This is a genomic window from Streptomyces sp. NPDC031474, assembly GCF_055581185.1.
Map to the genome: position 1 here is coordinate 41,011 of NZ_JBVIJX010000009.1, position 20,758 is coordinate 61,768.

The 20,758-nt window shown below is 71.8% G+C and carries 16 protein-coding genes and 1 other RNA gene; 10 read left to right on the forward strand and 7 right to left on the reverse strand.

The window, feature by feature from the left end:
• Positions 1-14 precede the first annotated feature (14 nt).
• The 3 genes from ACZ5SK_RS19580 to ACZ5SK_RS19590 all read right to left on the reverse strand — a co-directional run bounded on the left by ACZ5SK_RS19580 (position 15) and on the right by ACZ5SK_RS19590 (position 6,530).
• Positions 15-1,358 (reverse strand): carbohydrate ABC transporter permease, encoded by a 1,344-nt coding sequence (locus ACZ5SK_RS19580; RefSeq protein ID WP_468157181.1) that lies wholly within the window; start codon positions 1,356-1,358, stop codon positions 15-17.
• 7 nt (positions 1,359-1,365) lie between these two features.
• Entirely contained in the window at positions 1,366-2,751 is a 1,386-nt protein-coding gene (locus ACZ5SK_RS19585) for an ABC transporter substrate-binding protein (protein ID WP_334579480.1), read from the reverse strand.
• Positions 2,752-2,894: 143 nt separating this feature from the next.
• Entirely contained in the window at positions 2,895-6,530 is a 3,636-nt protein-coding gene (locus ACZ5SK_RS19590; RefSeq protein ID WP_334581317.1) for an FHA domain-containing protein, read from the reverse strand.
• A gap of 334 nt (positions 6,531-6,864) precedes the next feature.
• Here ACZ5SK_RS19590 and ACZ5SK_RS19595 point away from each other — a divergent pair, with 334 nt between their 5' ends.
• From ACZ5SK_RS19595 to prfB, 3 genes are all read left to right on the forward strand, one after another.
• Positions 6,865-8,562, forward strand: coding sequence for a serine/threonine-protein kinase (locus ACZ5SK_RS19595; protein ID WP_468576339.1), 1,698 nt, complete (start codon positions 6,865-6,867; stop codon positions 8,560-8,562).
• Positions 8,563-8,728: 166 nt separating this feature from the next.
• Positions 8,729-9,979, forward strand: coding sequence for a serine/threonine-protein kinase (locus tag ACZ5SK_RS19600; protein WP_334579482.1), 1,251 nt, complete (start codon positions 8,729-8,731; stop codon positions 9,977-9,979).
• A 58-nt stretch (positions 9,980-10,037) separates the two neighbouring features.
• On the forward strand, positions 10,038-11,141 hold the full coding sequence (gene prfB / locus ACZ5SK_RS19605; protein WP_334579483.1) for a peptide chain release factor 2: 1,104 nt from the start codon (positions 10,038-10,040) through the stop codon (positions 11,139-11,141).
• 236 nt (positions 11,142-11,377) lie between these two features.
• On the opposite strand, the gene ACZ5SK_RS19610 is transcribed toward prfB, so the two are convergent.
• Complete coding sequence (locus ACZ5SK_RS19610; protein WP_468576340.1) at positions 11,378-12,217, reverse strand: hypothetical protein; 840 nt, start codon at positions 12,215-12,217, stop codon at positions 11,378-11,380.
• Here ACZ5SK_RS19610 and ACZ5SK_RS19615 point away from each other — a divergent pair.
• Positions 12,192-12,386, forward strand: a complete 195-nt coding sequence (locus ACZ5SK_RS19615) for an LPXTG cell wall anchor domain-containing protein (protein WP_334579485.1) — start codon at positions 12,192-12,194, stop codon at positions 12,384-12,386. The genes ACZ5SK_RS19610 and ACZ5SK_RS19615 overlap by 26 nt on opposite strands.
• An 87-nt stretch (positions 12,387-12,473) precedes the next feature.
• On the opposite strand, the gene ACZ5SK_RS19620 is transcribed toward ACZ5SK_RS19615, so the two are convergent.
• Entirely contained in the window at positions 12,474-12,668 is a 195-nt protein-coding gene (locus tag ACZ5SK_RS19620; RefSeq protein ID WP_079661906.1) for a hypothetical protein, read from the reverse strand.
• A gap of 236 nt (positions 12,669-12,904) precedes the next feature.
• On the opposite strand from ACZ5SK_RS19620, the gene ftsE reads away from it, so the two are divergent.
• From ftsE to ACZ5SK_RS19650, 6 genes are all read left to right on the forward strand, one after another.
• Positions 12,905-13,594: a cell division ATP-binding protein FtsE gene (ftsE, locus tag ACZ5SK_RS19625; protein ID WP_057574412.1), complete on the forward strand. Its 690-nt coding sequence runs from the start codon at positions 12,905-12,907 to the stop codon at positions 13,592-13,594.
• Between the two features lie 60 nt (positions 13,595-13,654).
• A complete protein-coding gene (gene ftsX, locus ACZ5SK_RS19630; RefSeq protein WP_079661907.1) occupies positions 13,655-14,572 on the forward strand; it encodes a permease-like cell division protein FtsX in 918 nt (305 codons plus the stop codon).
• Positions 14,573-14,639: 67 nt separating this feature from the next.
• Positions 14,640-15,827: a S41 family peptidase gene (locus tag ACZ5SK_RS19635; protein WP_361701088.1), complete on the forward strand. Its 1,188-nt coding sequence runs from the start codon at positions 14,640-14,642 to the stop codon at positions 15,825-15,827.
• Between the two features lie 45 nt (positions 15,828-15,872).
• On the forward strand, positions 15,873-16,421 hold the full coding sequence (gene smpB / locus ACZ5SK_RS19640) for an SsrA-binding protein SmpB (protein WP_334579487.1): 549 nt from the start codon (positions 15,873-15,875) through the stop codon (positions 16,419-16,421).
• 104 nt (positions 16,422-16,525) lie between these two features.
• Positions 16,526-16,912, forward strand: a transfer-messenger RNA (tmRNA) gene (gene ssrA, locus ACZ5SK_RS19645).
• Positions 16,913-16,999: 87 nt separating this feature from the next.
• A complete protein-coding gene (locus tag ACZ5SK_RS19650; protein WP_468576342.1) occupies positions 17,000-17,395 on the forward strand; it encodes a hypothetical protein in 396 nt (131 codons plus the stop codon).
• A gap of 84 nt (positions 17,396-17,479) precedes the next feature.
• Here the strand turns inward: ACZ5SK_RS19650 and ACZ5SK_RS19655 are convergent, their stop codons facing one another.
• Positions 17,480-18,490, reverse strand: coding sequence for a LacI family DNA-binding transcriptional regulator (locus tag ACZ5SK_RS19655; protein WP_361701084.1), 1,011 nt, complete (start codon positions 18,488-18,490; stop codon positions 17,480-17,482).
• Positions 18,490-20,751, reverse strand: coding sequence for an alpha-xylosidase (gene yicI / locus ACZ5SK_RS19660; protein ID WP_361701081.1), 2,262 nt, complete (start codon positions 20,749-20,751; stop codon positions 18,490-18,492). The genes ACZ5SK_RS19655 and yicI overlap by 1 nt, the downstream gene beginning before the upstream one ends.
• Positions 20,752-20,758: the final 7 nt, after the last annotated feature.

The following is a 20,758-nucleotide window of genomic DNA, read 5'->3' on the forward strand; positions in this document are numbered from 1 at the left end:
TTCGAGCCGCTTCGTCACCGCCGCACCTCCCGCCTGAGCCGACGCACGTTGAACCACATCACCGGGATCACCAGCAGCAGCAGGAACACCGCGATCGCGCTGGCGATGCCGGGCTGGTCCTCGGAGAAGCCCTTGCGGTACAGCTCCAGGGCGAGCACGTTCGCGTCGTCCTGCGAGGAGCCCGGGGCGATGATGAAGACCAGGTCGAACACCTTCAGCACGTTGATCATCAGGGTGACGGTGACGACCGCGAGGACCGGCGCGAGCAGCGGCACGGTGACCCTGCGGAACACCTGCCACTCGCTGGCGCCGTCGACGCGCGCGGCTTCCAGCAGTTCCCGCGGCACACCCGCCAGACCGGCCGCGATCAGCACCATCGCGAAGCCCGCCCACATCCAGATGTACGAGCCGATGATCGACGGCGTGACCAGCGACGGGCCCAGCCAGTCCAGGCCGTTGTACGCCTCCTTGAAGTTGTCGGCGGGGAGCCGGAGTTGAGCGCCGTCGGCCTTGGCGGGGAGGCTGAAGGTGCCGTCGGCGGCGGCCTTCGTCGACGCCACCACCTTGCCGTCCTTCACCGCCTCGATCTTCATCCCGGGGTAGCCCAGCTCGGACGGGTCGGGCGCGCCGAGCGTGCCCACGCCCTTGCCGCGGGTGAAGTCCTGCCAGGTGGTGCCGGTGACCTTGTCGCCTTCGGGCTGGGCCCGGACGGCTTTCTTCGCGTCGTCGGGCATCTGGTCGGGGGCGACGCCGACCAGGGGGAGGGCGACCGGGGTGCCGGCCCGGACGGGCGTCCTGGTGATGAAGCCGCCCTGGTCGGCCCGCAGCGGCGAGTCGCGTCCCGGGTGGGCCTTCGGGAACGCCGACGCCTGGGCGAACGTGTCGTGGACGCCCACCCACACCGCGTTGGCGACGCCCTTGTCCGGGTCCTGGTCGTAGACCAGCCGGAAGATGATGCCGGCGGCCAGCATGGAGATCGCCATCGGCATGAAGACGACGAGCTTGAACGCCGTGCCCCAGCGCACCCGTTCGGTCAGCACCGCGAAGATGAGACCGAGTGCGGTGGCGACCGTCGGCGCGAACACCACCCAGATGATGTTGTTCTTCAGGGCGGTGCGGATGCCGTCGTCGGTGAAGAGGGCCTTGTAGTTGTCGACGCCGGCGAAGCCGTCGCCGGACTGGTCGTAGAAACTGCGCACGACCGAGTACCCGATCGGGTAGACCACGAGCGCGCCGAGCAGCACGAGGGCGGGCAGCAGGAACAGCGCTGCCACGGTCCTTCGGGTGCCGGTCACGCTCTTGCGCGAGCGAGGAGGGGCGGGGGCTCCGGGAGCCCCCGCCGCCGCGGGCGTCGCCATCGCCGGGTCAGTTCCCGTACGCCGTCGCCGCGTCCGACTCCAGTTTCGCCTGGGTGCCGGCCACGTTCGTCGGGTTCTTCAGGAAGTCCTGCAGGTCCTTCCACTCGCCCTTGCCGGGCGTGCCGCCGAAGGCCTGCGGGGCCTGGTCGGACATGTCGAAGCGGAAGTCGTCGCCGGCCGCGATCAGCGCCTTGGCGATCGTCTGCTGCACCTCGTTCGGATACGCGGAGATGTCGACGCTCTTGTTCGGCGAGAGATAGCCGCCGAGCTTGGCCTGGATCTCCGCCGCGTCCGGCGAGGCCAGGAAGGTGGCCAGCGCCTGTGCGCCCTTGGAGTCCTTCAGGATGACGGCCGCGTCGCCGCCGGAGACCACGGGCGCGGTGGCGCCGACCGTCGGGAACGGGAACACCTTGGCGTCCGTGCCGACCTTCGACTTGGTGTCGGCGATGTTGACCTGCACGAAGTCACCCTCGTAGACCATGGCCGCCTTCGGCTGGTCGCCGCCGGTGAAGGTCTGGGTCACCGAGGCCGGGAACTCGGTCTGCAGCGCGCCCTTCGCGCCGCCCGCCACCCAGTCCTTCTTGCCCCAGATCTGGGCGAGCGTGGTCAGCGCCTCCTTCACGGAGGGGTCCGTCCACTTGATCTTGTGCTGGGCGAGCTGGTCGTACTTCTCCGGGCCCGCCTGGGAGAGGTAGACGTTCTCGAACCAGTCGGTGAGCGTCCAGCCGTCGGCGCCGCCGATCGAGAACGGCGTGACACCGGAGTCGTACACCGTCTGCGCGGTGGCCAGCAGGTCCTTCCACGTCTTGGGCGCGGCTGCCCCCGCGTTCTCGAAGACCTTGGCGTTGTACCAGACCAGCGACTTGTTCGCGGCCTTGTAGTAGACGCCGTACTGCTTGCCGCCCACCTTGCCGATGTCCTGCCAGCCCTGCGAGTAGTTCTTGGCGAGCTCCGCCTGGGCCTCGGCGCCCAGCGGTTTGGCCCAGCCCTTGTCGGCGGCCTGCTTGATGGCGCCGGGCTGCGGCAGCATCGCCACGTCCGGCGGTGCGCCGCCCGCGATCTTCGAGCCGAGGAAGTTGATGATCGGGTCCTGCGCGGGCACGAAGGTGATCTTCGCGCCGGTGCGCTTCTCGAACTCGGCCAGAACCTTCTTGAAGTTCGCCTGCTCGGTGCCGGTCCAGACGGCGGCCACCTCGAGCGTGGTGCCGTCGAGCTTGGGGAGGGTGAGAGTGCTGCCGGAGTCCTTGGTTCCGGTGCTGCTGTCGCTTCCGCTGCTCTTGTCGTCGCCGCTGCTGCACGCCGTGGCCGAGAGCGCGAGGGCTCCCGCCAGGAGCGTGGCGGCTGCTTTCACGGTCCTGCGTGTCCGGATGGTGTCGTCGCTGGTGCTGCGCATCACTGCCCCGTTCTTCGTTCCTCGTCGAACGTTGAGCGCTGTCCCGTGGGCACTGGTCTACGCCGGGTGCCATGCCTCGGCAAGAGCGCCCCCGCTGTCAAGCGGGGGATCGTGACCGCGTCGTGATCGGTGGGCGCCGCTCCTCACACGCCGGACGGGCTGAATTGGGCGAGTTGGCGTGCCGCCCGCTCCAGGGCGCTGACCAGCAGGGCCAGGTCGGTGGGGCCGTTGCCCAGTTCTCGGACCGGTCTGCGGGCCGGGGGGTCGCCCATGCGGGTCCACTCCAGGGGGACCACCGTGGGGCGCAGCGTCGCCGTGCGGGGGATACGGCCCGTCACGCGGCCGCCCTGGAACGGGGTGAGGCGGCCGTCCGCGCCCTTGAGGCGGCCTCGGCCCGGCGCCGGTTCGTCCGCGCCGGAACCCGGCGGGTCGAGAGTGATCCGAACGGTGGACATGCGGGCCGGTTCCGACTCCGCCGTACGGCCTCCGGGCCCGGCCGCCGCCACCAGGTGCACGCCGAGCCGCTCGCCCTCGCGGGCCACCGCCTCCAGCGCGCGCATGACGGAGCCGGCGGCGGGCCGGCCCGGGGAGCCGAGAGCGGGGGCGACGAGGGCGTCCAGGTCGTCGACCACGACCACCAGCCGGGGCAGTGGGGACACCGTCTCGGTACGTTGCCGGGCGGCCGCTCCCGGGCGCAGCCGGAGAGTGGTGCTGGGCGGGGCGTCCAGGTCGGCGGCGCCCGATGCGGCGCCGGACGGGGCGGTGTTGCCCGGTCCGGTTCCCGGGGGCGGGGTGTTCGCGGTGCGCTGCGGGACGATGCGGCCGGAGACCGCGCGGTGCGTGTGCCACTCCGCGAAGTGGGAGCGGCCCAGCAGTTCGGCCCGCCGCTTCAGCTCGGCGCTCAGCGACTGCGCGAACTCCCGCATCCGCACCGGGTCGTTGGCGGTGAGGTGGGTGGTGACATGCGGGACGTCCGTACAGACCTGCAGGCCGTCGCCCGGGCCGCCGCTGCCCTTGCCGACGGTGTCGCGGCCGTCCAGCAGGATGACGCGCAGCCGGTCCGGGCGCTCGGCGGCGGCCAGCGAGGCGACGACCGCCCGCAGCAGCTCCGTACGCCCGCTGCCGGTGGGGCCCTCGATCAGCAGATGGGGGCCTTCGGCGACCAGGTCCACCCCGACCGGCCCGCGCGGACCGGCGCCGAGCACGGCCCGGACCCGGCCGCCGAGCGCGTCGGAGTCGTCCGCCGCGTCCGCCCAGCGGGCCATCAGGGAGGCCGGCGTGGCCCGGGCGAGGCCCAACTCGTCCAGGAGACGCGCCGACTGGGGCAGCGGCGCCGACACACGCGTGTGCCGCTCGCCGTCGCCCGAGCCGTCCGGGCGCAGCGGTGCGAGAGCCCGCGCGAAGCGTTCGGCCCAGGCCAGGGAGACCGCGTCCACCGCGCCGACCGTGCCGGCGCCCACCGGGCCGGGCCGCTCCGTCTCCGAACCGGCCCGCGCGACCCGCAGCAGCCGCAGGGCCGTCGCCACGTCCCCGCCGAGCAGCGCGACCGCCCCGCACGCGCGGAACGTGGGCGCCGCCGCGCAGGCCGCCTCGTACATCTCCGTCACCGGCGCGGCAGGGGAGGCCGCGGGCGTCTCCGCCAGGCAGACGACGTGGATCCCCGCGCGCGGACCGGCCACCGCGAGCCGGCTCACGGCTTCCCGCAGGTCGGCGCCGCCGGGGTCGCCGTCCACCACGAGCACCGTGTACGGGCCGGGGAAGCCGTCGCCCGGCGCGACGTCGGCCACCGCCCAGGAGGGTATGCGTTCGGCGCCGCGGGGCGCGGGTACGTGCGCAGGTGCCGTACCGCTGTCCGCGCCGCTCGTGCTGTCGGAGAGCTGGTCCTGAAGGCGGCGCAGGAGTTCGTCGGTGCGGGCCGTGGCCTGGTCGCGGTCGTAGGCGAGGAGGAGACGGCAGTCCTGGCCGTGCCCGGGCCGCAGGTGGGGCAGCCAGCCCAGCCAGGACCACTCGGCGACGCGCTCCTCCTCGGAACGCGCGCGGTCCGCGCTGATCAGGACGACTTCCAGGGCGTCGGGGGAGTGCAGCGCGGCGAGCTGGGCCAGCACCGCGCGTGCCAGCCCGGACAGCCGCGGGCGCGGCCCGGCCAGACCGAGCGCGCCGACCTCGCGCAGCCCCGCCGTCACCGGGACCGCGGGCAGCAGGCCCGAGCCGTCCGGCGCCGGACGGTCGGCGGTGCCCAGCCGCACGGTGAGCGCCTCCGGGTGCCCCGGCCCGCGCTCCCACAGGCGGGGACCCGGGCCCAGCGCGGTCAGCAGCAGCGCCGCCGGGTCCGGCCAGGTCTCGGGTGCGGGCGGCGGGGCGGCGGCCGACGGCTGCGCCTCGATACCGGCCGGCTCGTCGTCGTGGTCGCCCGGGGCGGCCGTTTCCTGGTCGCCCCCGCGGCCCCCGGCCAGCCGCCGCGCCCACGCGGAGAGCCCTCCGCGTCTGCGCACGCCCGGGGGCACGTCGGTGCCGCGCAGGGGGGTGCCTTTGCGGCGGGAGGCGCTCCGGGGGTCGGCGCCGGGGACGTCGTCAGGGCCGTCGTACGGGGACGCGGAGGAGGCGGGGGAGGCGGGTGAAGCGGCGGACGGGTGCTGCGGGGTGGGGGAGGCGTGGGAAGCCCGGGAGGTGTGAGGTCCGCGGACGTCGTCGTCCGCCGTGGTGAACGAGCCGAGGCCGAAGCGGCCGCCGTGGGTCGCCGAGCCGTCGATTGCGGCGCCGCCCGCTGCGGGCGTGGCACCCGGGGGAACGGCTCCGGGCGGGGTCCGGCGGTCGGCGTCCGCCGTGCCGTCGCCGCGCCGGCTCTCGATGCGCGGCGCCGTGCCCTGGTCCGGCACCAGCGGCGTGTCCCGGGAGCCGCGCGGGCGCTCGCCCCGGGCGTCGGCCGAGCCGCTCCAGTCCACCGTGCCGTAGGCGTGACCGGTCGGACCGGAAGGGCCCGCCACCGGGCCGCTCGTGGCCGGCGCGCTGCCTCCGGTCACGCGCGCGGGGGCCGGTCCCGTCGTGCCGGCCGGTTCGCTGCCGTCCGGCACACGCGTGTGGCGGTCCGCCGCCGCGTCCGTCCCCCCGCACGGCACCCGGACATGACCCTCCCCGTCCGGGGTCGTCGCCACCCGGGGGCCCGGGCCGCCGGGCGGGGCCAGGCGCAGGGCCGACTCACCGATGCGGAGCAGGGCGCCGGGGGCGAGGCGGACGGGCCGGGACTGTACGCGCACGCCGTCCAGGGTGGTGCCGTTGGTGGAGCCGAGGTCGGCGACCGTGAGCCGGCCGTCGGGCGAGAGCGTCACCGCGCAGTGCAGGCGCGAGACGTCCGGGTCGTCGAGGGGCACGTCGGCGTCGGCGGAGCGGCCGACGCGGACCTGGCCGCCGTGCAGGAGATGGACCCCGCCCGCGTCGGGCCCCGCCACCACGTGCAGACGGGCCGGGGCGTCGTCGACCTCGGGATGCGGTTCGGGGTCGGCCGGGGCGCCCAGGGACAGCACCGCGCCGTCGATCAGCGGGGGCTCGCCGAGCGTGCAGCGCTGGGCGTCGAGCCGCTCCACGCCCGCGTACAGCACGACCGCGGCCGCGGACGAGGACGACGCGGCGCCCTCCCCGGAGACCGCCGCGGCCAGCGCCGACGCCACCGCGGCCAGGGCGGTGCCGGCGGGCGCCGTGACCAGCACGTCGCAGCTCGCGGCCCGGCCCCGCGCCTCGGGGTGCGGGCCCTGCGGGTCTACGACGGTCAGCCGGATCTGCATCGCCGTCAGCGGTCCCTTCTGCACGGGCGCGGACTTCCCCCACCCCACACGAGCACAGCGGCCAGTACTGAAGGCATCCTCGCACCTGTCACTGACAACGCGCCCACCACCCGATGGCAAGTGATCTTGATTGGTCGGCTCTGCCCGCAAAAGTGCCTGACAAGTGCGGCGCCGATGATCAGTTGAGATCGGTCACGTCCGGCTCCGGCAACCAGGACGACCGACTCACGCGTCTTTCCTTCGCACCAGGACGACAGCCCGGTGTCCGTACAGCGGCACTACAGTGGGTCGGAACACGGACAGACAGGTAAGCAAGCAGCAGGGAGCGCGTGACGTGCGGCCAGTCGGCAGCAAGTACCTGCTCGAGGAGCCGCTCGGACGCGGCGCCACGGGCACCGTCTGGCGAGCCCGCCAGCGCGAGACCGCGGGGGCCGAGGCGGCCGTGCCCGGCCAGCCCGGCGAGACCGTAGCGATCAAGGTCCTCAAGGAAGAGCTGGCCAACGACCCCGACGTCGTGATGCGCTTCCTGCGGGAGCGGTCCGTACTGCTGCGGCTGACCCACCCGAACATCGTCCAGGTCCGTGACCTGGTCGTCGAGGGCGATCTGCTGGCGCTGGTCATGGACCTCGTCGAGGGCCCCGACCTGCACCGCTATCTGCGCGAGAACGGCCCCTTCACCCCCGTCGCCGCCGCCCTGCTCACTGCCCAGGTGGCCGACGCGCTCGCCGCCAGTCACGCCGACGGCGTAGTGCACCGCGACCTGAAGCCGGCCAACGTCCTGCTGCGGCAGAACGGCGGGGAGATGCACCCCCTGCTCACCGACTTCGGCATCGCCCGCCTCGCCGACTCCCCGGGACTGACCCGCACCAGCGAGTTCGTCGGCACGCCCGCGTACGTCGCCCCGGAGTCCGCCGAGGGCCGCCCGCAGACCTCCGCCGTCGACATCTACGGCGCCGGCATCCTGCTGTACGAGCTGGTCACCGGCCGTCCGCCGTTCTCCGGCGGCTCCGCCCTCGAGGTCCTCCACCAGCATCTGAGCGCCGAGCCGCGCCGCCCCTCCACGGTGCCCGACCCGCTGTGGACGGTCATCGAGCGCTGTCTGCGCAAGAACCCCGACGACCGGCCGAGCGCCGAGAACCTCGCGCGCGGGCTACGGATCGTCGCCGAGGGCATCGGGGTGCACGCGAACTCGATGCAGATCGCCGCCGCCGACGGCGTCGGCCATGTGCTCGCGCCCGACCCCTCGCCCGCGACCGTGCCCGGCGGCGCCTACGACCCGAACGCCGCGACCAGCGTCCTGCCGCACACGACCGGCCCGGCGGGCGCCGCCGACCCCACCGCCGTCCTGCCGCACACGGGCACTCCGCAGGGCGCGGCCGATCCGACGGCCGTCCTGCCGCCGGTGCCGCCGCACCAGCCCGGCCAGCAGGGGCAGCAGCCCGAGCAGCCGCACCCCTGGCAGTCCCAGATGCAGGGCGCCCGCGCCCGCAACGAGCAGACCCAGGTCCAGCAGTACCTCGACCCCGGCGAGGACCCGCTGCGCCGCCGCCCCCAGCGGCAGGTCAACCGCCAGCAGCCGCAGCAGCAGCCGTATCCCCCGCAGCAGCAGCGGCCTCCGCAGCGTCCGCACCAGCAGCAGCCCGGCTACGGGTACCAGGGGCAGCCGCAGCAGCAGTACGCGCCTGCGCAAGCCCAGCAGCCCCAGCGGTACGCGCCGCCGCCCCAGCCCCAGCAGCCGCAGCAGCGGCCCGCCCCTGAGCCCCGGCAGCCGCGCGAGCCGCGGCAGCGCAGCGCCAACCCGATGCGGATCCCCGGCCTTGGCTGTCTCAAGGGCTGCCTGTTCACGATCGTCATCCTGTTCGTGGCCGGCTGGCTGGTCTGGGAGTTCAGCCCGCTGCAGGGCTGGATCGGCACCGGCAAGAGCTACTGGCAGCTGGTCACCGGCTGGATCGGCGACGTCACCGGGTGGATCGGCGACCTGAGCGGGAGCGGCTCGGGCGGCGGGAGCGGCTCGGGCGGAAGCGGGAACTGAGGCACCGGTGGCCGCCGGGGGACACCGGTCGGCACCGGTTCGGCGCCTGCCCTGACCGCGAGTTTGTGGACTTGTCGACATCTGACGGGTGATTTCCGTCTCCGCGGTGAAGGTTGGCTCTTCGGACGCGTACTTTGATGGGCAACACGCGTCTGTAGGAGCAGTCTTGGCACGGAAGATCGGCAGCCGGTACACCGCCCACCAGATCCTGGGACGGGGCAGTGCCGGCACGGTGTGGCTGGGCGAGGGACCGGAAGGCCCCGTCGCCGTCAAGCTGCTGCGCGAGGACCTCGCCTCCGACGAGGAACTCGTGGGCCGCTTTGTGCAGGAGCGCACGGCACTGCTCGGTCTGGAACACCCCCACGTGGTGTCCGTACGGGACCTGGTGGTCGACGGCAACGACCTGGCGCTGGTCATGGACCTGGTCCGGGGCACCGACCTGCGCACCCGCCTCGAACGCGACCGGCGGCTCGCGCCCGAGGCCGCCGTGGCGATCGTCGCGGACGTCGCCGAGGGCCTGGCCGCCGCGCACGCGGCCGGGATCGTGCACCGCGACGTGAAGCCCGAGAACATCCTGCTCGACATGCAGGGCCCGCTCGGCCCCGGCGGCTCGCACCGCGCGCTGCTGACCGACTTCGGGGTCGCGAAACTCATCGACACCCCCAAGCGGACCCGCGCCACGAAGATCATCGGCACGCCGGACTACCTCGCCCCGGAGATCGTCGAGGGCCTCCCGCCGCGCGCCTCGGTCGACATCTACGCCCTGGCGACGGTGCTGTACGAGCTGCTCGCGGGCTTCACCCCGTTCGGCGGCGGGCACCCGGGCGCGGTGCTGCGCCGCCATGTCACCGAGTCCGTCGCCCCGCTCCCCGGCATCCCGGACGAGCTGTGGCAACTGCTCGTGCAGTGCCTGGCGAAGGCGCCGGCCTCCCGGCTGCGGGCGTCCGAGCTGGCCGCACGGCTGCGGGAGCAGCTGCTGACGCTGGCGGGAATGCCGCCGCTGGACGTCGACTCGCCGGACACGGAGCAGGAGGACGGCGCCGAGCCGCACGAGAGCACGCCCGCCGCATCCGCCCCCGAGGCGCCCTCCGGGAAGGTCCGCAGGGGCTCGGTCCCGCTGGTGCCGGGCGCGAAGCCGGACTCCAACCGCGACACCCACACGTCGATGCGCGTCCCCGCGCCGGACGAACTGGCGGGCGGGGCGCACGGGACGGCCCGGGTGCCGAGGGCGGCCGGCGCGCCGCGCCCCGGCTCGGCACGGAACCGTTCCGCCACGCGTCGGCGCCGGATCACGCTGGGCGTGGCCGCGGCGGCCCTGGTCGCTGCCGCGGGGATCGGCACCTGGGCGGCCACCTCGGGCGACGACGCGGGGGCGACCCCGCAGGACACGAACAACTCGACCCCCGCGTCACCGTGACCTCCTCGTCTCCCGGACGCCGGACGGGCTGGGATGCCGGGTCCGTTACGCTGGATGCGTGGCAGTCGTCGATGTATCCGAAGAGCTCAAGTCCCTCTCCTCGACCATGGAGTCGATCGAGGCCGTTCTGGACCTCGACAAGCTGAGGGCAGACATCGCCGTGCTCGAGGAGCAGGCGGCCGCGCCGTCCCTGTGGGACAACCCGGACGAGGCGCAGAAGATCACCAGCAAGCTGTCCCACCTCCAGGCCGAGGTCAGGAAGGCGGACACGCTGCGCGGCCGGATCGACGATCTCGCCGTGCTGTTCGAGATGGCCGAGGAGGAGGACGACCCGGACACCCGCGCCGAGGCCGAGTCCGAGCTCGCCTCCGTCCGCAAGGCGCTGGACGAGATGGAGGTCCGCACGCTGCTCAGCGGGGAGTACGACGCCCGTGAGGCGCTCGTCAACATCCGCGCCGAGGCCGGTGGCGTCGACGCCGCGGACTTCGCCGAGAAGCTGCAGCGCATGTACCTGCGGTGGGCGGAGCAGAAGGGCTACAAGACCGAGGTCTACGAGACGTCGTACGCCGAGGAGGCCGGCATCAAGTCGACCACCTTCGCCGTGCAGGTCCCGTACGCCTACGGCACGCTCTCCGTCGAGCAGGGCACGCACCGTCTCGTGCGCATCTCGCCCTTCGACAACCAGGGTCGCCGGCAGACGTCCTTCGCGGGCGTCGAGATCCTCCCCGTGGTCGAGCAGACCGACCACATCGAGATCGACGAGTCCGAGCTGCGGGTGGACGTCTACCGCTCCTCCGGCCCCGGCGGCCAGGGCGTGAACACCACCGACTCCGCGGTGCGCCTGACCCACCTGCCCACCGGCATCGTCGTCTCCTGCCAGAACGAGCGGTCGCAGATCCAGAACAAGGCGACCGCGATGAACGTTCTCCAGGCGAAGCTGCTGGAGCGGCAGCGCCAGGAGGAGCGGGCCAAGATGGACGCCCTCAAGGACGGCGGCAGCTCCTGGGGCAACCAGATGCGTTCATACGTCCTGCACCCGTACCAGATGGTCAAGGACCTGCGCACCGAGTTCGAGGTCGGTAACCCCGAGGCCGTTTTCAACGGTGAGATCGACGGGTTCCTGGAAGCCGGAATTCGCTGGCGCAAGCAGCAAGAGAAGTAGTTTTGTCGACAAGGTAACCGCCCCTGAATCAGGGGCGGTTACCTTTTACGTCACATTCACAGCACCACCATCGCGCAAAGCGCCCTGACTTGGACATTGCGTGCGCAACGACCTTGACGCTGCTTTGAAAAATGGGGAAGGTGCAGTGTGGCATGCGTATCTCCGGGGCGCATGTGAACCGGGGGACTTCAGCTGCATCTCTGCTACCTCCGTCGATCACAGTCCCGAGCGCGGCCTCATCGACGATCAGCTACTGGGGGTAGCAACCATATGACCAAGAAGACGCGGATCCGGGTCGCGCGCATAGCCGCCGGCGCCGTGATCGCCGCGGGCGCCTCACTGACGGTCGCCGGCGTCGCCTCGGCCGCCGGTGACGAGGGTGGCCTCAGCGGCCTTGTGTCGACGTCCGGCGAAGGCAAAGTCACCCCGCAGACGGGCGGAGAGCCCTGCCCGATCGGGATCTGCACCGACGGCGGCACGTCGACGGGTACGTCCGCCGGTACCTCGACGGGTACGTCCGAGGGCACGTCGACGGGTACGTCCACCGGCACGTCGGCGGGTACCTCGACCGGTACGTCCACGGGCACCTCGGAGGGCACGTCGACCGGTACGTCCACGGGTACCTCGGCGGGCACGTCCACGGGCACCTCGGAGGGCACGTCGACCGGTACGTCCACGGGCACTTCGGCGGGCACGTCCACCGGTACCTCGACGGGCACCTCGTCCGGTACGTCCACCGGTACCTCGACCGGCACGTCCTCGGGTACCTCCACCGGTACCTCGGCGGGCACGTCCACGGGTACCTCGTCCGGCACGTCCACCGGTACCTCGGCGGGCACGTCCTCCGGCACCTCTGCCGGTACCTCGACCGGTACTTCCGCCGGTACCTCGTCCGGTACCTCGACGGGCAACACGTCCTCGGGTTCGTCCTCGGAGGGCAACACCTCCTCGGGCTCGTCCTCCGAGGGCAGCACCTCCGCCGGTTCGACCTCGGCCGGCAGCGCCTCCGCCGGTACGGGCACCGGCACCGACGGCGCCTCCACCCAGGAGGTGGGCAGCTCCGCGCTGACCGACACCTCGGACACCTCCGACGCGGCCGCGCAGGGCGGTGGCAAGGAGCTGGCCGAGACCGGTGCCGGGCAGACCATGTTCCTGATCATCGGCGCCGCCACGATGATCGCCGGCGGCGTCGGCTTCCGCGTGCTGCCGCGCCTCGTGGAGGGCCGCGGCGGGGCCGCTGCCTGACGGTAGGTAGTCGCACCCGTACGTGACGTACGCACCAAGGGGCCCGGAGCATCAGCTCCGGGCCCCTTCGCGTGTCGTGGCCGCGGGTTACGCGGTCTGGTGCGCCAGCAGCGCGAACGCCGCCACCAGCACCGCCAGCAGCGCGATCAGCGCCATGGGGTTGAGCCCCGCGAAGAAGTTCTCCTGTTGCTGCAGCCGCTCGCGGTTCGCGCGGCACACCGGGCACCGGCCCTCGCTCACGGGCGCGGCGCAGTTAGCGCACACCAGCCGGTCGTACGTCATGCGCTCGCCCTCCTTGCACCGGTTCCATGGACACAACGCTTACGGGAACGCGAACGTTCCCCTACCACTCTGCCAGGTTCCTGGGGAGGGTGCGCGGCTCACTCCGAGACGCCCGGGCATACAAAGTCCCGCACAAAAGCGCACAAGCCCCGCCCAACCCCTCCCGACGCCTGCGCCGCCCTCCCCGGTTCGCGTATGGTCACGCTCATCTACCCCCGGCGACCCGTGGTGCATCCGTGATCCGATTCGACAACGTCTCCAAGGTCTACCCCAAGCAGACCCGCCCCGCACTCAGGGATGTCTCCCTAGAGGTGGAGAAGGGCGAGTTCGTGTTCCTCGTGGGGTCCTCCGGCTCCGGAAAGTCCACCTTCCTACGGCTGGTCCTGCGCGAGGAGCGCACCAGCCAAGGCCAGGTGCACGTCCTGGGCAAGGATCTCGCGCGCCTCTCCAACTGGAAGGTGCCGCAGATGCGCCGCCAGCTGGGGACGGTGTTCCAGGACTTCCGGCTGCTGCCCAACAAGACGGTGGCGGAGAACGTCGCCTTCGCGCAGGAGGTCATCGGCAAGTCCAAGGGCGAGATCCGCAAGTCCGTGCCGCAGGTGCTCGACCTCGTCGGGCTGGGCGGCAAGGAGGACCGGATGCCCGGTGAGCTCTCCGGTGGTGAGCAGCAGCGCGTCGCCATCGCGCGTGCCTTCGTGAACCGCCCCAAGCTGCTGATCGCCGACGAGCCCACCGGCAACCTCGACCCGCAGACCTCCGTCGGCATCATGAAGCTGCTCGACCGGATCAACCGGACGGGCACGACCGTGCTGATGGCCACGCACGACCAGAACATCGTGGACCAGATGCGCAAGCGCGTCATCGAGCTGGAGCAGGGCCGTCTCGTCCGCGACCAGGCGCGCGGCGTCTACGGCTACCAGCACTGACCCGCCCCGCCATCGCCCCCGCCCTCGCGGACGTCCCCGGAAAGGCCTGAACAACTCGCCATGCGCGCCCAGTTCGTACTGTCGGAGATCGGTGTGGGTCTCCGCCGCAACCTGACGATGACCTTCGCCGTCGTCGTCTCCGTCGCCCTGTCCCTGGCGCTCTTCGGCGGGTCGCTCCTGATGAGCGACCAGGTCAGCACGATGAAGGGCTACTGGTACGACAAGGTCAACGTATCGATCTTCCTCTGCAACAAGAGCGACGCCGAGTCGGACCCGAACTGCGCCAAGGGCGCGGTCACCGCGGACCAGAAGAAGCAGATCAAGTCCGACCTGGACAAGATGGGCGTCGTCGAGAAGGTGACGTACGAGTCGCAGGACGAGGCCTACAAGCACTACAAGGAGCAGTTCGGCGACTCCCCGCTGGCCAGCTCCCTCACGCCGGACCAGATGCAGGAGTCGTACCGCATCAAGCTGAAGGACCCGGAGAAGTACCAGGTCATCGCGACCGCCTTCGACGGGCGTGACGGCGTGCAGTCGGTGCAGGACCAAAAGGGCATCCTGGACAACCTCTTCGGGCTGCTCAACGGCATGAACTGGGCGGCGCGGGCGGTGATGGCGCTGATGCTGGTGGTCGCGCTGATGCTGATCGTCAACACCGTGCGCGTCTCGGCCTTCAGCCGGCGGCGCGAGACGGGCATCATGCGGCTCGTCGGCGCCTCCGGGTTCTACATCCAGGCGCCGTTCATCGCCGAGGCCGCGGTCGCCGGGCTCATCGGCGGCACCGTCGCCTGCGGATTCCTGGTGATCGCCCGGTACTTCATCATCGACAACGGCCTGGCCCTGTCCGAGAAGCTGAACCTGATCAACTTCATCGGCTGGGACGCCGTGTTGACGAAGCTCCCGCTCATCCTCGCCACCAGCCTGCTGATGCCCGCTTTGGCCGCTTTCTTCGCTCTGCGCAAGTACCTGAAGGTGTGACGCACGCCCCGCGGGCCGTACGGTCAACCGACCGTGCGGCCCTTTGCGTTCCCCTAGACTCACCGCCATGTCAGGCCGAGACCTGTTCTGTCAGCCCCGCCGTTTCGGCCGCGGGGCCGCTCTGACATTGGTGTTCGCGAGCGTCCTCGTCGCCGGTGCGGCGACCGGCTCGCTGCCGCAGGAACTGGGCGGCGGGCGCAGGAGCGCGGGCGCCGCGGGCAGTGTGACCCCCTCCACCGCCCCCGCCGGACACTCCGAGGACGTGACGCGGGCCGCCGAGGAGGCCGCAGCCGACGGCAAGTCCCCGATGGAGGCCGCCGAGCGTGCCGTCAGCCGCAGCGGGGACCGTTGGGCGGCCGTCTACTCCGAGGGCGAGTACGAGGAGTTCGAGGAGTCCCTCGACGGCCGGTACACCGGCGTCGGCCTGGAGGCGCGGCGCGAGCGGGACGGCCGTATCGAGGTCACCAAGGTGCAGTCCGGCTCACCCGCCGCCGAAGCCGGACTGCGCGCGGGCGACCGGCTGAGCAGTGTCGACGGGCGGCCCGTGGACGGACTCCCGGTCACCGAGGTCGTCTCCTTACTGCGCGGCGACGCCAAGGACGCGTCCGCCGGCACCACCGTCCGGCTCGGTCTGCGGCGCGGCACGCGCGCGTGGAGCGAGACCCTGCGCCGGGCCCTGCTGTCCACGGACTCCGTCACCGTGCACCGGCTCGCCGACGGCATCACCGTCATCACCGTCGCCGCGTTCACCAAGGGCGTCGGCGACAGCGTGCGCACCGCCGTCCGCCGGGCGCCGGCCGGCGCCGGGATCGTCCTGGATCTGCGCGGCAACTCCGGCGGCCTGGTCACCGAGGCCGTCACCGCCGCCTCCGCGTTCCTCGACGGCGGCCTCGTCGCCACCTACGACGTCGACGGCGAGCAGCGCGCGCTGCACGCCGAGGCCGGCGGCGACACCGCCAGACCCCTGGTCGCGGTCGTCGACGGCGGCACGATGAGCGCCGCCGAGCTGCTCACCGGCGCCCTCCAGGACCGCGGTCGCGCGGTCGTCGTGGGCTCCCGCACCTTCGGCAAGGGCTCGGTCCAGATGCCGAACCGGTTGCCCGACGGCTCCGTCGCCGAGCTCACCGTCGGCCACTACCGCACTCCCGCCGGGCACAGCGTCGACGGCCACGGCATCACTCCTGACCTGGAGGCGGACACCGGGGCGCTGACGCGCGCGGAGACCGTGCTGAGCGGTCTCGGCAACGCTTCGTAATCGACTTTCCCTCTTACCCCCGCGAGGTGCGAAAATGGCGGGACTATGAGCAAGGGAATGTACGTACCGAAGGAGTCCCAGCCGAAGCAGGGCGGGGCGGCCGAGTCCGGCAAGGTCAAGGACGGCAAGCGGAAGATCGTCGCGCAGAACAAGAAGGCCCGGCACGACTACGCGATCATCGACGTCTACGAGGCCGGGCTCGTCCTCACCGGCACCGAGGTGAAGTCGCTGCGCCAGGGCCGGGCCTCGCTGACCGACGGCTTCGTCCAGATCGAGGGGAACGAGGCGTGGCTGCACGCCGCCCACATCCCCGAGTACAGCCAGGGCAGCTGGACCAACCACTCCGCGCGCCGCAAGCGCAAGCTGCTGCTGCACCGCGAGGAGATCGCCAAGCTGGCGGTGAAGTCGGAGGAGACGGGCCACACGATCGTGCCCCTCGCCCTGTACTTCAAGGACGGCCGGGCGAAGGCCGAGATCGCGCTGGCGCGCGGCAAGAAGGAGTACGACAAGCGTCAGACCCTGCGCGAGCAGCAGGACCGCCGGGAGACGGACCGGGCGATCGCGGCGGTGAAGCGGAAGCAGCGGCACGCGTAGCGGCGGGGAATACGGTGGCATCGGCGTGCGTTGTTCACGTACGATGGCACAAGCACCCCACAGCGGGTGCGGACACCTCTTCGGAGGGCTTGAAAAATCAACATGGGGATGATCGGTTTCGACAGCGGCTGTTGAAGCAGGGGAAGCGTGTCGAGGAAGCGGCAATGATCTCGTAAACCATATGTCGCAAAAAATAATCGCCAATACCAAGAGCGATTCCCAGTCCTACGCTCTCGCTGCCTAATAAGCAGTGAGGTAGGACCCTAAAGGGTGTCAGCCCGGGAGTGTTCCCGGCCCGGATCCTGGCATAATCTAGGGAACTAAACCATCTGGCCCGGTCACGGGGTCGGATGGGAAATCAAACAGTGACTGGGCCCGTCGGCGACTTGTTCGCGTGATCACCGGGGCCGAGAAAATCGCAGCGAACTGCACACGGAGAAGCCCTGATTCTGCACCGTTGGACGCGGGTTCGATTCCCGCCATCTCCACTCATCCCATGTGAACAGAAGACCCCGCCCCCCTTTTCGAGGAGCGGGGTCTTCTGCTGTGTATGGCAACGGCGGCGGCGAGGAGGCTGCGTGGACGGCAAGCAGGAGGGGCACATCACGCTCCTGGGCGAGTACCGGTCCCACCCGGTCCGCACCGGCAGCTACGACGACTTCGCCCCGGACGACCCCAAAGCCGCCCTCGGCCTGTCCGACGCCCTCGTCGCCGATCTCTCCGCCTGGGCCCGGGACATCGACGCGGGCATGAACACCTGGCTCGCCGACCGCGACGACGCCCGCTGGGACGCCGCTTTCCTCCGCCTCCACGAGCACGGCGAAACCCTGGCCGAACGCCTCGCCACCGAACTCGCCCCCGGCCGCACCGTCACCTACGAGGGCGTCCAGGGCGTCTCCTGCGCCCTCCTGGGCACCCGCCTCGCCAACCCGGTCGAACCTGTCACCCCGGCCCCCCGGAGCACCCGCGACTGACCACCGGTCCGGGCGATGGCGCTCCTTGCGTCCAAGTACGGCACACCGGATGCCCGACAGGCACTGGGATGGATGCTCGGCGCCTCATCCGATCGTGCGGGGGGCTGTGCTTGCGCGGGGGGTGAGGTGGGGTGGGAGCAGGGTTGCCTGGGGGACCGGCTCGTTGTCCAGTTTTCGCATCAGGAGGTCCACCGCCTGTTCGCCGACCTGCGTGGACGGCAGGGCGATCGATGTGACGGGGACGCGGAGGGTGGAGGCGAGTTCGTCGGGGCAGATCGCCGTCACCGACAGGTCGCCGGGGATGCGCAGGCCGAGTTGTTCGAACGCGTCGATCAGGGGTTCCAGGATCGCCTCGTTGTGGACGACGACGCCCGTCAGCGCCGGCTGTTCGCGCAGGAGCTGTTCCGCGACGTGGCGGGCCGCGGCCGGGGTCGCCTCGCAGGGATGGACCGCGGAGGCGAGGCCGGCGCGGTCGGCGGCCGCGGTGAAACCCTGGACCACACGCTGGGCGAACGCCGTCCCGCGCACATACACCTCCGGCGGTGAGCCGACGAGCCCCACCACCCGGTGCCCGAGCTGCGCCAGATGCTCCACGCACCGCTCGCCCGCCGCCCGGAAGTCGAGGTCGATGCAGGTCAGCCCGTCGGCCTCGAGCGGGAAACCGATCATCACGGACGGCCGGTCCAGGGAGCGCAGCAACGGCAGCCGCGGGTCGTGGAGTTGGACGTCCATCAGGATCAGCGCGTCGACCAGCGCCGTGTCGGCGACCCTGCGCAGGCCCTCCTCGCCTTCCTCCTGGGTCAGCAGCAGGACGTCGTGGTCGTGCCGTCGGGCGGCCGTCACCACCGACACCGCGAACTGCATGACGACCGGGACGTGGATGCCGGTCCGCAGGGGGACGACCAGCGCGAGCACGTTGGAGCGGCTGCTGGCCAGGGCGCGGGCGCCCGCGTGCGGGCGGTAGCCCAGCTCACGGGCGGCCTCCTCGACCCGCTTGCGGGTCTCCGCGGAGATCGGGCGTTTGCCGCTCAGCGCGTACGACACCGTGCTGGGGGAGACCCCGGCGTGCCGTGCCACATCGGTGATCTTCACCATCAGCCCGCCTCCACGCTCTCCAGTGTCAGGAACCCGGTGCCCGCCTCCGCCCGCGCGACCCGGTCGCCGGCGGCCAGCGCCCACGGCGCCGAGGGGTCGCTCGCGGACGCCCGGAGCGTGTCGCCCTCCCGGACGACGGTGAAGGTCACGTCCCCGACCCGTACCGTCACCTGGGCGCCGCGCTCCAGGCCGTAGGTGCGCAGGGTGACGCCGTCGGCGTGCGGGTAGTCCGGCCGGTCGGCGTGGGCGCCCACCGGGAGCACCGCGCCGGGCCGCACCAGCAGCGGCAGACCGAGGAACCCGTGCCGTTCCCGGATCCAGCGCGGCCCGGTCACCGTCCGGCCGGTGAGGTAGTGCGTCCACGTGCCCTCGGGGACGTAGTACGTCACCTCTCCCTCGTCGCTGAACACCGGCGCGACCAGCAGGTCGGGGCCGAGCATGTACTGCCGTTCCAGGTGCGCGCACCCGGGGTCGTCGGGGAACTCCAGGACCATCGCCCGCATCACCGGCACGCCCTCCTCGTGGGCGACGCGCGCGGCCTCGTACAGGTACGGCATGAGGCGCAGCTTCAGACGGGTGAAGTGGCGCAGGACGTCCACCGACTCCTCGTCGAACAGCCAGGGCACCCGGTAGGAGGAGCTGCCGTGCAGTCTGCTGTGGGAGGACAGCAGGCCGAAGGCCAGCCAGCGTTTGAAGAGGGACGGGGTGGGGGTGCCCTCGAAGCCGCCGATGTCGTGGCTCCAGAAGCCGAAGCCGGACAGGCCCAGGGACAGTCCGCCGCGCAGTGACTCGGCCATCGACTCGTAGGTCGCCTCGCAGTCGCCGCCCCAGTGGACGGGGAACTGCTGGCTGCCGGTGGTCGCCGAGCGGGCGAAGACGACCGCCTCGCCCTCGCCGCGGTGTTTGCGCAGGACGTCGAACACGGTGCGGTTGTAGAGGTAGGTGTAGTAGTTGTGCATCCGCTCAGGGTCGGAGCCGTCCGCCCATGCCACGTCGACCGGGACGCGTTCGCCGAAGTCCGTCTTGAAGCAGTCGACGCCCTGCGCGAGCAGTGCCTGAAGTTTGGCCGCGTACCAGTCGCGGGCGGCGGGGCTGGTGAAGTCGACGAGGGCCATGCCGGGCTGCCACAGGTCCCACTGCCAGACGCTCCCGTCGGGCCTGCGCAGCAGATGCCCCAGCTCCCGGCCCTCCGCGAACAGCGGTGAGCGCTGCGCGATGTACGGGTTGATCCACACGCTGACGTGCAGGCCCTTCGCCTTCAGCCGGGCCAGCATGCCCTCCGGGTCGGGGAAGACGCGGGGGTCCCAGCGGAAGTCGCACCAGTGGAACTCCCGCATCCAGAAGCAGTCGAAGTGGAAGACGGAGAGGGGGAGTTCGCGGTCCCGCATGCCCTCGATGAACGACGTCACGGTCTCCTCGTCGTAGGAGGTGGTGAACGACGTGGACAGCCACAGGCCGAAGGACCAGGTGGGCGGGAGGGCGGGGCGGCCGGTGAGGGCGGTGTACTTGCGCAGGATCTCCTTCGGGGTGGGGCCGTGGATGACGTAGTACGTCAACTCCTGTGTCTCGGCGCTGAACTGGACCTTCGACACCGTCTCCGAGCCGACCTCGAAGGAGACCTTGCCCGGGTGGTCGACGAAGACGCCGTAGCCCGCGTCCGTGAGGTAGAACGGCACGTTCTTGTAGGCCTGTTCGGTGGCGGTGCCGCCGTCGGCGTTCCAGATGTCGACGGCCTGGCCGTTCTTCACCAGCGGGCCGAAGCGTTCGCCGAGGCCGTAGACGGCGGTCCCCACGCCCAGGTTGAGCTGTTCGCGCAGGTAGTGGCCGCCGGTGCCGGCGTCCCGCATGATGCCCATGCCCTTGGGGCCGCTGGAGGTGAGCGTGCGGCCGTGCGCGAGGAACTCCACGTGCCAGGGGCCGGAGCGGGCGACCTTCACGGACAGCGCGCCGGACGTCAGCATCGCGTGGTCGTCGTCGTGGGCGAGCTGGGGGGTGGGGTCGGCGCCGGTGAGGTCGAAGGCGGGCTCGCGGGGGCGCTCGCCGGTGAAGTGGGTGAGGGTGAGGCCGATGACGTCGGGCATCGGGGTGTGGGCTCTGATCGTCATGACCGGTCCCGTCATCAGGTCGCCGCGGCTGCGGATGGGCCGGGTCGGCGCGTGGATCTCCAGGGCGCCGTCGGAGGCGGTGACGTCGAGGACCTCGGCGGGGTGGGCGGCGGTGACGCCCTCGCGCAGCAGCCAGTATCCGTCGGAGAACTTCATGGGCGGG